Origin of the sequence: Curtobacterium luteum (assembly GCF_014646995.1) — a bacterium.
In the GTDB taxonomy this organism is placed as follows: Bacteria; Actinomycetota; Actinomycetes; order Actinomycetales; family Microbacteriaceae; genus Curtobacterium; species Curtobacterium luteum.
Genome location: NZ_BMOI01000015.1, coordinates 19,105 through 32,831, shown reverse-complemented (window position 1 = coordinate 32,831; position 13,727 = coordinate 19,105). Strand labels below are relative to the sequence as shown.

The following is a 13,727-nucleotide window of genomic DNA, read 5'->3' as shown; positions in this document are numbered from 1 at the left end:
GCGGCGACCGTTCGCGTCAGACGGTGGTGTCGAAGACCGGGCCGACGGTGCGCGAGCGCTTCAGCTCGAAGAAGCCCGGGTACTTCGCGACCGCGACGACGCCGTCCCAGAGGTCGAGCGCCTCCTGGCCCTTCGGTGCCGGCGAGATGACCGGGCCGAAGAACGCGGTGCCCTCGACTGCGATGACGGGCGTCCCGACGTCCTGGCCGACGCGGTCGATGCCGTCCTGGTGGCTGGCACGGACGGCCTGGTCGACCTCGTCCGTCCACGCGTACTCGACCAGGTCAGCGTCGAGCCCGAGCTCCGCGAGCACCGTCGGGACGACCTGCTCGGGGTCGCTCTCCTGCCGGTGGTGGACGTGCTCGCCGAGCGCGTCGTAGAGGGGCTTCACGACCTGGTCGCCGTGGCGGAGCCGTGCGGCCGTCACGATCCGCGGGTAGACCTGGCCTGCGGTGAGCCGCTCCCGGTACGGCTCCGGGACGTCCTGGTGCTCGTTGAGGACGAAGAGGCTCATGACGTGCCACGTGACGTCGATCGGACGCTGGCGCTCGACCTCACCCACCCAGCGGCTCGTCATCCAGGCCCACGGGCAGTTCGGGTCGAACCAGAAGTCCACAGCGGTGCGTTCGGTCGTGTTGTCCACAGTCGTCTCGGTCACGGATGCGAGCGTACGCGCGCTCGCTAGGCTGGAGTCGACCGTCCCGCCGGTGCACGACGCCGCGCCGGGACCCCTCGTACGCGGACAACGACCCGTCCGCGTCCCCAGTGGAAGTTGGAGCGTCCGTGCCCGGAGAGAACCTCACCCGAATCGAAGCCCAGGAGCGCGCCGCCGTCGTCGACGTGCAGTCGTACGAGGTCGAGCTCGACCTCACCCGCGGTGCCGAGACGTTCGGCAGCACCACCCGCGTGCGTTTCAGCGCGACCCCCGGCGCCTCGACGTTCATCGACGCGATCACGAAGACCGTGCACACCGTCACGCTGAACGGTGCCGCGCTCGACGTGGCCGCCGTGAACGACGGCGTCCGGATCCAGCTGGACGACCTGCAGGAGCAGAATGAGCTCGTGGTCGTGTCCGACGCGCTCTACACGAACACGGGCGAGGGCCTGCACCGCTTCGTCGACCCCGTCGACGACGAGGTCTACCTCTACTCGCAGTTCGAGGTCCCGGACTCCCGGCGGATGTTCGCCGTGTTCGAGCAGCCCGACCTCAAGGCCGAGTTCTCCTTCACCGTCACCGCGCCGGCCCGCTGGCAGGTCGTCTCGAACTCCCCGACCCCCCAGCCGCACGTCGACGGCGAGATCGCGACGTGGTCCTTCCCCCCGACCGCGAAGATCTCCAGCTACATCACCGCGCTCGTCGCCGGGCCGTACGAGGTCGTCCGCGACGAGCTGACGAGCCGCGACGGCCGCACGATCCCGCTCGGCGTCTTCGCGCGGAAGTCGCTCGCCGAGTACCTCGACCCCGAGTACGTGTTCGACATCACGAAGAAGGGCTTCGCCTACTACGAGGAGAAGTTCGACGTCGCGTACCCGTTCGAGAAGTACGACCAGCTCTTCGTGCCGGAGTTCAACGCCGGCGCCATGGAGAACGCGGGCGCGGTGACCTTCACCGAGACCTACGTGTTCCGCTCGAAGGTGACCGACGCCATCAAGGAGCGCCGGGTCGTCACGATCCTGCACGAGCTCGCGCACATGTGGTTCGGCGACCTCGTCACCATGAAGTGGTGGAACGACCTCTGGCTCAACGAGTCCTTCGCCGAGTGGGCGTCGACGATCGCCACGGCCGAGGCCACCGAGTGGGCCGAGGCGTGGACGACGTTCCAGGCGATGGAGAAGTCCTGGGCGTACCGGCAGGACCAGCTGCCCTCGACGCACCCGATCGTCGCGACGATCAACGACCTCGAGGACGTCCAGGTCAACTTCGACGGCATCACCTACGCCAAGGGCGGCTCGGTCCTCAAGCAGCTCGTGGCGTGGGTCGGGATCGACGCGTTCTTCGCCGGCGTCTCGGCGTACTTCAAGAAGCACCACCACTCGAACACCGAGCTCCGTGACCTCCTCGTCGAGCTCGAGGCCACGAGCGGCCGCGACCTCTCCGACTGGTCCGCGCTCTGGCTCGAGACCGCCGGGGTGAACACCCTCCGTCCGGAGTTCGAGGTCGACGCCGACGGCGCGATCACGTCCTTCGCCGTCCTGCAGGAAGCGCCGACGGACCACCCGACGCTCCGCCCGCACCGTCTCGCGATCGGCGTCTACGCGGCGTCCGAAGGCGGCAAGCTCGAGCGGACCCACCGCGTCGAGATCGACGTCGACGGTGCCCGCACCGACGTGCCGGAGCTCGTCGGCGTCCACCGCGGCGACCTCGTGCTGCTCAACGACGACGACCTCGCGTACGCCAAGATCCGCCTCGACGAGCAGTCCCGCCAGACCGCGATCGCGCACCTCGCCGACATCGCGAACCCGCTCGCCCGCTCGATCGTGTGGGGCGCCATCTGGGACGCCACGCGCGACGCCGAGGCCCCGGCGAGCGACTACGTCCGGCTCGTGCTCGGCAACATCGCGACCGAGACCGAGTCGACCACGATCCGCACGACGCTGTCGCAGCTGCTGCTGACCGCACGCAACTACGTCGCTCCGGCGACGTCCGAGGCGACCATCCGCCAGGTCGGCGACACCCTGTGGACCCTCGCGACCGAGGCCGAGGCCGGCTCCGACGCGCAGTTCCAGTTCGTCAAGTTCTTCGCGCAGATCCCGTCCACGCCCGAACACGTCGCGACGCTCCAGGGGCTGCGCGACGGCTCGGTGACGCTCGACGGGCTCGAGATCGACACCGACCTGCGCTGGGAGCTGCTGGAGGGCCTCGTGCTCGCCGGTGCCGCGGACGGGTCGGACGTCGACGCCGAGCTCGCCGCCGACAAGACCGCGTCGGGTGAGCAGGCAGCCGCTCGCGCCCGGGCGTCGATCCCGACCGCGGAGGGCAAGCTCGCGGCGTTCTCCTCGCTGGTCGACTCGGACGCGCTCCCGAACGCGATCGTGCGCCAGACCACGGTCGGGTTCCAGCACGTCAACAGCCCGGTCGTGCTCGAGGGCCTGGTGTCGAGGTACTTCGACGTCCTGACCCGCATCTGGGCCGAGCGCAGCTACCACATCGCCGACACGGTCGTCACCGGGCTCTACCCGGCACCGCTCGCCTCGGTGGAGCTGCGGGATGCCGCCCGCGCCTGGCTCGACGCCCACCCCGAGACCCCGGCACTGCGCCGCATCGTGACCGAGAACCTCGCGGGCACCGAGCGGGCACTCCGGGTCCAGGCGGCGGACGCCTGACCCGCGGGCTCCTGACCTGCTGACGACGGGCGGGGTCTCGGGGTTCCTCACGGGATGCCAAGGCCCCGCCCTCTAGCATCGATCGGATCATGCTCCTCGCCGCATCAACCAACGCAGCCGTGAACTCCGCCCTCGACGACTTCTGGAGCGTCTGGGGCAAGCCGATCACGATCGTCATCGTGATCCTCGCCGCGATCATCGTGCGCCTGATCCTCCGCCGGATGATCACCACGGTCGTGAACCGCGTGGTCCTCGGCGTCAAGAAGCGCCAGGGCACGACCGACACGCAGGCGCTCATCGCCTCACCGGCGCAGACCGCCCGCGTCGTGCAGCGCACCCGGACGCTCGGCAGCGTCCTCGAGAACCTCGCCACCGTGATCGTCGTGGCCGTGGCACTCGCGATCATCATCCCGGTCGCGATCCCGAACGCCGCGGTCGGCATCGTCGGGGGCGCCTCGCTCGTCGCGGCCGGCCTCGCCGTCGGTGCGCAGAGCATCGTGCGCGACCTGCTGTCCGGCATCTTCATGATCCTCGAGGACCAGGCAGGCGTCGGCGACGTCGTCGACACCGGGCAGGCCACCGGCGTGGTCGAGAACGTGGGCCTCCGGGTCATGCAGATCCGCGACGTGAACGGCATCCTCTGGTTCGTGCCGAACGGGCAGATCCTCCGCGTCGGCAACCTGTCCCAGGGCTGGTCGCGGGTCCTCGTCGACATCACCGTCCCGTACGACACCGACATCGACGCCGTGCAGGACGCCCTGCTCAAGGCCGCCGTCACCATGTCGCAGGAGCCCCGCTGGCGGCAGCGCATCGTCGAGAAGCCGGAGATCTGGGGGCTGCAGTCGATCACGGACGCCGGCATGGTGTTCCGGCTCGTGGTGAAGACGCGGTCCTCGGAGCTCGACGTCGTCGGACGCGAGCTGCGCATCCGGCTGAAGCGCAGCGTCGACGAGCTCGGCGTCACCCTGCCGGCGATGGCGATGATCATGCCCGCGGGATGGGAGAACGCAACGTCCATCAACGGGCTGCGCACCGTGCGGACCCAGCCGACCCCGGCCCCGACGAAGTCGCGGAAGCCGAAGCGGAACCTGCTCGGCCAGGCCATCCGGACCGACGACACCGACGATGAGAAGTGAGCAGCGAGGCATGACCGACGACACCACCGCGGCGGGCGCCGCCGGGCCCGGCCGCGTGCCCGCGCAACCGATCACGCTCCGCGTCGGCGAGCACGGCGTCTCCGCCACCGGATCGCTCTACGACCGCATCGGCGGAGCCCCGACGTTCGACCGTCTGGTCCGCCGCTTCTACGAGGGTGTGCAGCAGGACGACGTCATCTGGCCGATGTACCCGGCCGACGACCTCGAGGGAGCCGTCTGGCGACTGTCCGCCTTCCTCCAGCAGTACTGGGGCGGCCCCGGCACGTACAGCGAGGAACGCGGCCATCCGCGGCTCCGCATGCGCCACCAGCCGTTCCGGATCACGTCCGAGGCGCGCGAGCGCTGGCTGCACCACATGCACGAGGCCGTCGAGTCGCTCGGTCTCGCGCCCCTCGACGAGGCCGAGCTCTGGGCCTACCTCGACCGCGCCGCACACGCGATGACGAACACGTTCGACTGACGGTCCGACGCGACCCACCGACGGACTGGAGGCACGGTGCGGGCCCGCACCGTGCCTCCAGTCCGTCCGTGGCGCGACCGCGCCGGTGGCGGCTCAGCGCACGTACGAGCCGTCGGTGAGGTCCTCGACCAGGGACAGGCGGGTCGGGTTCCACCCGAACGCGGCGCGCGCATGCGCGCCCGTGGCCTCCTGGTGCAGCAGCAGCGCGTCCGCGAAGTCCGCACCGAGGCGGTCGCGCGACTCGGTGACGCTCTCCGCGACCACCGGCGAACCGTGCGCACCCGCCTCCGCGATCTCCCGGAGCGTCGGGTTGTCCCCGGTGGCGGCGACGACGTAGCCGTCCTGCTCCGCACGGTGCAGCGCGAGGACGTAGAGCTCGCCGAGGTCGTCGATGTGCACCGTCGTCCAGCGCTGCGAGCCGTCGCCGATGAGCCGGACCTCGTGTTCGCCGTCACCGACGAACATCGCGGGGATGCCGGCGCCGCGGCCGTACACGATGCCCGGGGCCACGATCGTCGTGCGTGCGGTGCTCGCCCGGACCGCGGCCTCGTTCGCGACCCGCCAGGCGGTCAGCGCGGGCGGGTCGATCGGCGACTGCTCCGAGACGGCGGTCGAGTCACCGAAGGTGAAGATGCCACCGGTGTGGACGAACGGCTTCGGGGTGCCCTCGAGCGCCCGGAGGACGGTCGCGGTGAACGCCGGGTCGACCGACTCGGCCGATGCGGTGTGGACCACCCCGTCGGCCTCGTGCGCGAGCCGTTCGACGATCTCCTCGTCGGTGACGTCACCGACGATCGCGTGTCCGCCGGCGTCACGCACCCGCTGGGCCTTCTCGTCGGAGCGGACGATCGCGGTGACCTCGTGCCCGTGGGCGACGAGGGCGCGGAGGACCGAGGAGCCGATGTAGCCGGACGCGCCGGTGAGGAAGACGTGCATGCGCCAAGCCAACCACCCAGGCTTCGGAGCCCGCTGGCCTCCGCGCTCGTGGGCGCCCGCCGGACCGTCAGGAGCTGAGCGACCAGGCCCGTCGCTTCACCAGCACGTGTCCGCGCGATGTGGTCAGGCGACTCCACGGACCGGTCTCGAACACGCGCACCGGGTCGTGGCCGAGGAAGCCGAGACTCTCCCCCGCGAAGCCGGCGCCCGCGGGCAGGTGCTCGATCATCGGGATCGGTCGGCCCCAGACCTCGGAGCGGACCCGGCGCACGATCGCTTCGCCCGCGTTCGTCGGGACCGCCTCGGCGACCTCGGCGATGCCGGCCTTCGCCGCACGGCGGAGCAACTCGGCCGACACGTCGGGCAGCGGCACCCAGCCACCGCGCGGCGGCGAGATGGCTGCCCACGTCACGGTGTGGACCTCGAGCGGGAGCTCCACCTCGATCGGGGTCGCCCGCGTCGGGTCGGCTCCCTCGGCGTGCTCGGCGTCCTGGGCCTCGGCGAGCAGCCGGAGCCGCTCCTGCAGCGAAGCGAGCGGGACGACCGCGTCGATCGTCGCGGGCTCGGCGAGCGAGAACGTCCGGAGGCCGAGGACCGTGGGCAGTTCGTCGAGCAGCCCGACGGGGTAGAGGATCGCCGTGTAGACCGCGAGGACCCCGGAGTCGGCGATGAGCCGCACCGAGCCGTCCTCGATCCGGGCGGCGCGTCCGAGGTAGGTGCGGAGGTCACCGAGCGAAGCGGCGTCGGGGAGCGTGAAGGTGGTGCCCATGTCCCTCGGATCCTACCGGGGCCGGCCGGGAGCGCTTCGTAGGATGGGCGGGTGACGGAACCGGACTTCCTACGGACCCTGCGGCTCGACGACACGGGCGCGAGCACCGGCGAGACCATCCTGACCGGGGCGAGCCACTGGTCGCCGAACGGCCGGGTGTTCGGCGGGCAGGTGCTCGCGCAGTGCATCGTCGCCGCACAGTCCACCATCGAGGACCGCGACATCCACTCGATGCACGGGTACTTCCTGCGACCGGGTGACACCGACCTGCCCATCACCTTCGGCGTCGAGCGGATCCACGACGGCCGGTCCTTCGCGACCCGGCGGGTGCAGGCGTACCAGCGCGGGGAACCGATCTTCTCGATGATCGCGTCGTTCCAGCGTCCCGACGAGGGCGTCGAGCACCAGGAGCCGTACCCGGTCGACACCCCGGCGCCCGAGGACCTCCCGTCGGCGGCCTCGATCCTCTCCGCGATCGACCACCCGGTCGCGCGGGCCTGGGCGGAACGCTCGATCGACCTCCGGCACGTCGAGGGTCCGGTGTTCGTGGACGTGCAGGGGGAACGGCTCCCCCACCAGGCCGTGTGGTTCCGGGTGGACGGCGACCTGCCGGCCGACCCGGCCCTGCACCGGGCCGTGCTCGGGTACGCGAGCGACCTGTCGATCCTCGAGCCGGTGATGCGCCGACACGGGGTCGCGTGGGGCACGCCCGGGGTGAAGAGCGCGAGCCTCGACCACGCGATGTGGTGGCACCGCGACGGCCGGGCGGACGACTGGGTGCTCTACACGCAGGAGTCCCCGAGCGCGCAGGGCGGCCGGGGACTCGCGTTCGGTCGGATGTTCTCGCGGGACGGTCGGCTGCTCGCGAGCGTCGCGCAGGAGGGGATGATGCGCGTCCCGCGGTAGCGGGTAGCGCTCCGCGCGTCGGTCCGACGGCGCGCGCCGGTCAGGGGCGTGAGAAGCGCACCGGGTCCTGGATGTACGGCTCGCAGGCCGCCCGCTCGGCCTCGGTGAGCCGCCGCGGCCGGTTCGTGGCGGCGTCGACCATCACGAGGGCCGTCGTCGCCCGTGTGTAGAGCTCCGCGGGCTGCTGCCCGACCGGCGACCACACCTCGTACGAGACGTCGATGCTCGCGCCGCCGATCCGGCCGATCCACAGCCGGATGTCGAGCGGCTGCCGGAAGTACGGGATCGACGCCAGGTACTCGAGGCGCTGGGCCGCGATGACCGTCATCGTGCCCGAACCCGGACGACCGTCGATGATCGGCTCGGGGACGGACCCGTCGGCGTCGACCTCGTCCGGGTCGGCACCCCAGAACGCCACGATGCGCGCCTCCTCGAGGAGGCGCAGCATCGCAGAGTTGTTGACGTGCCCGTACGCGTCGATGTCGCTCCACCGCATGCGGACCGGAGCGTGCAGGACCGCCACGGATCAGTCGCGGGTGAGCTTGCGGTACGTCGCGCGGCCGGGCTTCGCGGCGTCGGCGCCGAGGCGAGCGATCTTGTTCTCCTCGTACGCCTCGAAGTTGCCCTCGAACCAGTACCAGTTCGGCGTGCCGTCCTCGTTGAGCCCCTCCCACGCCAGGATGTGCGTGGCGATGCGGTCGAGGAACCACCGGTCGTGCGTGATCACCACGGCGCAGCCGGGGTACTCGAGCAGCGCGTTCTCGAGGCTGCCGAGGGTCTCGACGTCGAGGTCGTTGGTCGGCTCGTCGAGGAGCAGGAGGTTGCCGCCCTGCTTGAGGGTGAGCGCGAGGTTGAGACGGTTGCGCTCACCACCGGAGAGCACGCCGGCCTTCTTCTGCTGGTCCGGACCCTTGAACCCGAACTGCGACACGTAGGCGCGGGACGGGATCTCGGTCTTGCCGACCTGGATGTAGTCGAGCCCGTCGGACACGACCTCCCACAGGTTCTTGTTCGGGTCGATGCCGCCGCGGCTCTGGTCGACGTAGGAGATGTCGACCGTCTCGCCGATCTTGAGCGTGCCGCCGTCGAGGGGCTCGAGACCGACGATCGTCTTGAAGAGCGTGGTCTTGCCGACGCCGTTCGGGCCGATGACCCCGACGATGCCGTTGCGCGGCAGGGTGAAGGAGAGGTCGTCGATGATGACCCGCTCGCCGAACTGCTTGTGCAGCTTCTCGGCGTCGATCACCTGGGACCCGAGGCGCGGGCCGACGGGGATCACGATCTCCTCGAAGTCGAGCTTCCGCGTGCGCTCGGCCTCGGTGACCATCTCCTCGTAGCGGGCGAGACGGGCCTTCGACTTGGCCTGACGACCCTTCTGGTTGCTCCGGACCCAGTCGAGCTCCGAGGACAGCCGCTTCGCGAGCTTGGCGTCCTTCTTGCCCTGGACCTCGAGGCGGGCGCGCTTCTTCTCGAGGTAGGTCGAGTAGTTGCCCTCGTACGGGTAGAGACGACCGCGGTCGACCTCGGCGATCCACTGCGCGACGTGGTCGAGGAAGTACCGGTCGTGGGTGACCGCGAGGACGGCGCCGTGGTACTGCTGCAGGTGCTGCTCGAGCCAGAGCACCGACTCGGCGTCGAGGTGGTTGGTGGGCTCGTCGAGGAGCAGGAGGTCGGGCTTCTGGAGCAGGAGCTTGCAGAGGGCGACACGACGCTTCTCACCACCGGAGAGGTGCGTGACGAGTTCGTCACCCGGGGGGCACTGGAGCGCGGCCATCGCCTGCTCGAGCTGCGAGTCGAGGTCCCACGCGTCCGCCGCGTCGATCTCCTCCTGCAGCGTGCCCATCTCGGCGAGGAGCGCGTCGAAGTCCGCGTCGGGCTCGGCCATGAGCGCGGAGATCTCGTTGAAGCGGACCACCTTGCCGTGGATCTCGCCGACGCCCTGCTGGACGTTCTCGAGGACGGTCTTGTCCTCGTCGAGCTCGGGCTCCTGCATGAGGATGCCGACGGTGAAGCCCGGGGTCAGCTTCGCCTCGCCGTTGGACGGCTGGTCGAGACCCGCCATGATCTTCAGGATCGTCGACTTGCCCGCACCGTTCGGTCCGACGACGCCGATCTTCGCGCCGGGGAGGAACGACATCGTGACGTCGTCGAGGATCAGCTTGTCGCCGACCGACTTGCGGGCGCGGACCATCTGGTAGATGTACTCAGCCATATCGCGGTCAAGTGTAGTGACCCGGACGGCACATCGCGCGGCCGCGGTGCCGTCGCCGGAAGACGCACCTGCCCGATCGGGGGCTGACAAGTGTCGGTGGGGCGACGTACGGTACCTGCATCACTCGCCGGCGGGACCCGAAACCACCAGCTCGGCCTCGATCAGGACCAGGACCAGGACCACATGGCGAACAACCGACTCCGTCGTCTCATGCTGCCCCTCATCGGGGCTCTCGCACTCGGGATCGCGGTGACGATCCCCGCTGCGCCCGCATCCGCGCTCAGCGTCCCCTCCGGCACGCCCTACATGACGTACACGGCGAACATCAGCGCCAAGGGCACCGGCACCGGCTACTCGTCGTACATCAACGTCCACGACGCCCACAACAATGCGTTCTCGTTCGGCATCCAGTCCGACTCCGGGTCGCCCCAGAGCAAGGGCAAGCCCCGCTACATCTGGGAGCGCGTGCAGAACGGCAAGTTCACCTACGGCTACCTGAACGCCGCGACGAACAACCTCACGCCCGTCGGGCTGCGCTGGTGGAAGAACGACGTCGCCGCGATCAGCGTCAACCACAAGACGATCGGCACCGTCAACGTGCACCTCGAACCGCGACTGTTCTTCAACGCCGAGGCGAACGCGCGCCTGAACGGCGACACCGTGCACTCCACCGTGCAGAACGTCCGGATCGACGTCGGCACCGCCACGGGTCGGATCGGGCTCAACGGCTCGTGGAACAACAGCTTCTCGTTCCACGGGTTGAAGGCGACGCAGACCAAGGCCGGCGTGCAGGGTGCCAGCTTCTCGATCGACGGCCGGGTGTCCGGGTTGGCGAGCGGCCACAACTGGGACACCGACCAGGTGTCGGGGATCGCGATGATCGCCCAGAAGTGGAACGGTCGCTGACCACCGACCGCTGACTGCGGACGCACCGCCGACCGGAGCGCCGGCCGCCCTCGGGTGGTCGGCGCTCCGTCGTCCGGCGGTGGCGCTCCGACGTCCGGCGGCGGCGCTCCGTCGGACGTCGGCGGCGCTCCGTCGGCCGCCGGGTCAGGCGGCTTCCGCGTCCCCGTCCTCCGCTCCGAAGGGGCGATCGAGGCCGAGGGCCGCGGGCAGCCCGTGCTGATCAGCGTCACCGATTCCGGTCGCGTCACCCACGCCGAAGACACCCGACGGGTGCTCCTCGCCGAGGATCGCCGCGGTGTGCCGGTCTGCCTCGGCGGCATCGGGCAACGGCTCGTCGTCCGGGACGTCCTCGCCAGGTCCGGCGCCGGGTCCGTCGTCGGGGGCGTCGTCGGGACCGGGCAGGTGTACACCGTGCAGGTGCGCGCCGCCGACTTCCCCCGTCCGTGGATCGACCCGGGTGCTGTCCACGGGCGTGACGGCCGTCTCGTTCGCCTGCCGTGGCACGCGGATCCAGTTGCTGATGCCCCACGCGAGGTCGTGCCCGATGCCCTCGGCGTCCACCTCGACCGAGGTGCCGCCACGCCCGTCGCGCTCCCACGTGCGGATCCGCACCCGCCCGGTGACGACGATGCGGTCGCCCTTCTTGAGTGACTTGTGGACGTTGGCCGCGAGTGATCGGAAGGCCGTCACCGTGAACCAGTTGGTCGCGCCGTTGGTCCACGTCGAGGTGGCGCGGTCGAAGCGCCGTGACGGCGAGGCGAGCCGGAGGCTGGTGATGGCGATGCCCGTGTCGGTGACGAGGTGCCGGGGTTCGGTGGCGACGATGCCGCAGATCGTGATCGTGTCGTTCATGCTCCGATCGTGACGAGGCCCGGACCGCGTCAGCGGCCCGGGCCTCGATCTGTGGATCACAGCGCCGATGGCGCGACCTGTGCAGGAGAAGTGCCCCGTGCCTCCAGGCCGGAGTCAGTGCGCGCGGAACTCCGGTCGGTCCGCGTGCGGACCCATCGCCGCGTGCACCGCGCTCTTCGCGGAGCCGAGCGACGGGAAGACCCCGCCCGTGCTGCGGCGTCCGAAGAGCTCGACGTGGAACCCGTCCGGAGCGCGGTGGATGCTGCCCACCGCGCCGGCGGGACCGACCGCGACCCAGGTCCCCGCGGCACTCGTCGTCGAGTCTCCGGTCCTGTTCGTCGTCGTGCTGTTCGTCATCGTGTCGTTCGTCATCGTTCGACCACCTCCTCGTGGCCCCGACGCCCGTGGCTAGGACGCCAGGATGTACTGACTGTAGGCCTTGCGGACCTTGTTCACCTTCGGCAGCGCGACCGCGAGGCAGTAGCCCTGACCGGGGTTCTTCGCGAAGAAGTCCTGGTGGTACTCCTCCGCCCGGTGGAACGTCGTGAGCGGCTCGATCGTGGTCACGATCCCACCGTCCCAGATGTCCGCCGCACGCTCGATCGCCCGCTCGAACAGCGCACGTTGCTCGTCGTCGGCCGGGAACATCGCGGACCGGTACTGCGTGCCGACGTCGGCGCCCTGCCGGTTCAGCTGGCGCGGGTCGTGCAGCGTGAAGAACACGTCGAGGACGACGTCCGCCGGGATCACCGACTCGTCGAAGGTCACCGCGACCGCCTCGGCATGCCCGGTCGTCCCCGTGCACACGAGTTCGTAGGTCGGGTCCTGGGTGGTGCCGCCGATGTAGCCGGACACCACGTCCTGCACGCCCTGCAGGGTGCGGTACACCGCGTCGAGGCACCAGAAGCAACCACCTGCGAGCACGAACGTCGTCATGCGCCCACGCTACCGCGCCGTCCTCCACGTGCGCGGAGGGCGTCCGACGCCGAGGCGCGGGGCGCGGATCTCGGGGTACGCGTCGTCCACACCGCCGCAGTGTGCGGACGTCGTCCCCAGGAGGCATCCGTCGCCCTCGGCGTGTCGGTGGTCGCCCGTAGCGTCGGAGGCACGAACCACGGACCCATCGAGCACACACCAGGAGGACACCATGCACACCACGACGACCGAACCGGCGTTCCGGCTCCGCACGTCCTCCGTCGCCCGCAGCCGGGGCGACCTCCGCATCCTCGACGTCCGCGACGACCTCAGCCGGGTCACCCGCGCCAACGGCGAGATCGTCGGATACGTGGACCGCGTCGACGTCGCGGGCGGCACCGCGTACCGCGCTCGGCGCTACATCCCGACCGAGCGGCGGTTCGTCGAGTTCCCGGACGTCTGGTCCGCTGACGACGCGGTCGACTGCCTGCGCTGGGGCTGACGCCCGAGGTGTCAGGAAGGCGTCGGCGCGCCGCAGGTCGTCCCTCGCGACGACCCTCGCGTCACTTCTCCCAGCACCCCCCGGCGTCGCCCGGCGTCGCCCAGCGTGGGCGGATGCACGGATCGCCGGACAGCCTCCCCGCCGTCCGCGCGCACCCTGGGTACGGTTCGCGCATGGACTGGTGGAACGAGCTGACGGACTGGACCGCGTCGGACACGGGGTGGCGGCTGCTCTCGGGCGCGATCATCCCCTTCGTCGCCATCGTGGTGGCCGGCATCGTCGCCGCGCTCATCGGCCGCGGCGCGACCAAGCGCGTGGTCGCCCTGCAGGAGCGTGAGGCGAAGAACGCCGCCGTCGCCGCGATCATCTCCGCGGCGCGGAAGGCCGCGACGTGGGGCTCGCTCGGACACGAGGAGCGCGCCTACGCCGACCACCTCGCCGAGGACGCCGACGTGCGGCTCCGCCTCCTGCCGGTGTCGGGCGCCCCGCTCGCGGCGAACTGGGCCCAGCACGAGATCGCCGACATCAAGAAGAACTCGTCGACGTTCTCCTTCCAGGCCGACCAGTCCCTCGCCGAGTTCCGCGACCGTCTGCTCGAGTGGCAGGCACGCCCGAACCGCGCCCGCAAGCTGTTCAAGAGCGACCTCGAGCGCTGGAAGTTCGAGTCGCCCGATCCCGACGCTGACCTGGTCAAGCGCCAGCAGGACTGGAACGCCGACCAGGTGTCGAACCGCCAGGCCGAGACGCCGCAGCCCGCGCCCACGCCGACGACGACCTCGCTGCGCGCA

At 70.5% G+C, this 13,727-nt stretch carries 15 protein-coding genes; 7 read left to right on the top strand and 8 right to left on the bottom strand.

Features of this window, described 5'->3' with window-relative positions:
* Positions 1-16: 16 nt before the first annotated feature.
* On the bottom strand, positions 17-658 hold the full coding sequence (locus IEY20_RS14735) for a mycothiol-dependent nitroreductase Rv2466c family protein (RefSeq protein WP_372378654.1): 642 nt from the start codon (positions 656-658) through the stop codon (positions 17-19).
* A 125-nt stretch (positions 659-783) separates the two neighbouring features.
* Between IEY20_RS14735 and pepN the strand changes: the two genes are divergently transcribed.
* The 3 genes from pepN to IEY20_RS14720 all read left to right on the top strand — a co-directional run bounded on the left by pepN (position 784) and on the right by IEY20_RS14720 (position 4,941).
* Positions 784-3,324, top strand: coding sequence for an aminopeptidase N (gene pepN, locus IEY20_RS14730; protein ID WP_175327448.1), 2,541 nt, complete (start codon positions 784-786; stop codon positions 3,322-3,324).
* Between the two features lie 89 nt (positions 3,325-3,413).
* Positions 3,414-4,460 carry a mechanosensitive ion channel family protein gene (locus IEY20_RS14725; protein ID WP_188889271.1) on the top strand — a complete coding sequence of 349 codons (1,047 nt, stop codon included), beginning with the start codon at positions 3,414-3,416 and terminating at the stop codon, positions 4,458-4,460.
* Positions 4,461-4,470: 10 nt separating this feature from the next.
* On the top strand, positions 4,471-4,941 hold the full coding sequence (locus IEY20_RS14720; protein WP_217504135.1) for a globin: 471 nt from the start codon (positions 4,471-4,473) through the stop codon (positions 4,939-4,941).
* Between the two features lie 93 nt (positions 4,942-5,034).
* On the opposite strand, the gene IEY20_RS14715 is transcribed toward IEY20_RS14720, so the two are convergent.
* Positions 5,035-5,877, bottom strand: coding sequence for an NAD-dependent epimerase/dehydratase family protein (locus IEY20_RS14715; protein ID WP_022905003.1), 843 nt, complete (start codon positions 5,875-5,877; stop codon positions 5,035-5,037).
* A 67-nt stretch (positions 5,878-5,944) separates the two neighbouring features.
* The gene (locus tag IEY20_RS14710) at positions 5,945-6,646 is read right to left on the bottom strand and encodes a DUF8185 domain-containing protein (RefSeq protein ID WP_175327450.1); all 702 of its coding nucleotides are present in this window, start codon (positions 6,644-6,646) and stop codon (positions 5,945-5,947) included.
* Between the two features lie 51 nt (positions 6,647-6,697).
* Here IEY20_RS14710 and IEY20_RS14705 point away from each other — a divergent pair, with 51 nt between their 5' ends.
* Positions 6,698-7,552, top strand: a complete 855-nt coding sequence (locus tag IEY20_RS14705; protein ID WP_175327451.1) for an acyl-CoA thioesterase — start codon at positions 6,698-6,700, stop codon at positions 7,550-7,552.
* A gap of 40 nt (positions 7,553-7,592) precedes the next feature.
* On the opposite strand, the gene IEY20_RS14700 is transcribed toward IEY20_RS14705, so the two are convergent.
* Together IEY20_RS14700 and ettA are read right to left on the bottom strand one after the other, a co-directional pair.
* On the bottom strand, positions 7,593-8,048 hold the full coding sequence (locus IEY20_RS14700) for an acyl-CoA thioesterase (RefSeq protein WP_175327452.1): 456 nt from the start codon (positions 8,046-8,048) through the stop codon (positions 7,593-7,595).
* A 30-nt stretch (positions 8,049-8,078) separates the two neighbouring features.
* On the bottom strand, positions 8,079-9,764 hold the full coding sequence (gene ettA, locus IEY20_RS14695) for an energy-dependent translational throttle protein EttA (protein WP_175327453.1): 1,686 nt from the start codon (positions 9,762-9,764) through the stop codon (positions 8,079-8,081).
* 183 nt (positions 9,765-9,947) lie between these two features.
* Between ettA and IEY20_RS14690 the strand changes: the two genes are divergently transcribed.
* Positions 9,948-10,670 carry a hypothetical protein gene (locus tag IEY20_RS14690; protein WP_175327454.1) on the top strand — a complete coding sequence of 241 codons (723 nt, stop codon included), beginning with the start codon at positions 9,948-9,950 and terminating at the stop codon, positions 10,668-10,670.
* 144 nt (positions 10,671-10,814) lie between these two features.
* On the opposite strand, the gene IEY20_RS14685 is transcribed toward IEY20_RS14690, so the two are convergent.
* From IEY20_RS14685 to msrA, 3 genes are all read right to left on the bottom strand, one after another.
* On the bottom strand, positions 10,815-11,522 hold the full coding sequence (locus tag IEY20_RS14685) for a single-stranded DNA-binding protein (protein ID WP_175327455.1): 708 nt from the start codon (positions 11,520-11,522) through the stop codon (positions 10,815-10,817).
* A gap of 114 nt (positions 11,523-11,636) precedes the next feature.
* Entirely contained in the window at positions 11,637-11,894 is a 258-nt protein-coding gene (locus tag IEY20_RS14680) for a methyltransferase (RefSeq protein ID WP_229728085.1), read from the bottom strand.
* A 36-nt stretch (positions 11,895-11,930) separates the two neighbouring features.
* Entirely contained in the window at positions 11,931-12,458 is a 528-nt protein-coding gene (msrA, locus tag IEY20_RS14675) for a peptide-methionine (S)-S-oxide reductase MsrA (RefSeq protein WP_022903713.1), read from the bottom strand.
* Positions 12,459-12,669: 211 nt separating this feature from the next.
* On the opposite strand from msrA, the gene IEY20_RS14670 reads away from it, so the two are divergent.
* Both IEY20_RS14670 and IEY20_RS16970 read left to right on the top strand, forming a co-directional pair.
* On the top strand, positions 12,670-12,939 hold the full coding sequence (locus IEY20_RS14670; protein WP_022903712.1) for a hypothetical protein: 270 nt from the start codon (positions 12,670-12,672) through the stop codon (positions 12,937-12,939).
* A 173-nt stretch (positions 12,940-13,112) separates the two neighbouring features.
* Positions 13,113-13,727, top strand: a 615-nt coding sequence (locus IEY20_RS16970) for a hypothetical protein (protein ID WP_194461801.1), incomplete at its 3' end; no start/stop codon positions are given.

Coding starts and splice junctions, on each gene's coding strand:
- IEY20_RS14725 (WP_188889271.1), top strand. CDS start 3,414: ATGCTCCTCGCCGCATCAACCAACGCAGCCGTGAACTCCGCCCTCGAC.
- IEY20_RS14720 (WP_217504135.1), top strand. CDS start 4,471: ATGACCGACGACACCACCGCGGCGGGCGCCGCCGGGCCCGGCCGCGTG.
- IEY20_RS14715 (WP_022905003.1), bottom strand. CDS start 5,877: ATGCACGTCTTCCTCACCGGCGCGTCCGGCTACATCGGCTCCTCGGTC.
- IEY20_RS14710 (WP_175327450.1), bottom strand. CDS start 6,646: ATGGGCACCACCTTCACGCTCCCCGACGCCGCTTCGCTCGGTGACCTC.
- IEY20_RS14700 (WP_175327452.1), bottom strand. CDS start 8,048: ATGCGGTGGAGCGACATCGACGCGTACGGGCACGTCAACAACTCTGCG.
- ettA (WP_175327453.1), bottom strand. CDS start 9,764: ATGGCTGAGTACATCTACCAGATGGTCCGCGCCCGCAAGTCGGTCGGC.
- IEY20_RS14690 (WP_175327454.1), top strand. CDS start 9,948: ATGGCGAACAACCGACTCCGTCGTCTCATGCTGCCCCTCATCGGGGCT.
- IEY20_RS14685 (WP_175327455.1), bottom strand. CDS start 11,522: ATGAACGACACGATCACGATCTGCGGCATCGTCGCCACCGAACCCCGG.
- IEY20_RS14680 (WP_229728085.1), bottom strand. CDS start 11,894: ATGACGAACGACACGATGACGAACAGCACGACGACGAACAGGACCGGA.
- msrA (WP_022903713.1), bottom strand. CDS start 12,458: ATGACGACGTTCGTGCTCGCAGGTGGTTGCTTCTGGTGCCTCGACGCG.
- IEY20_RS14670 (WP_022903712.1), top strand. CDS start 12,670: ATGCACACCACGACGACCGAACCGGCGTTCCGGCTCCGCACGTCCTCC.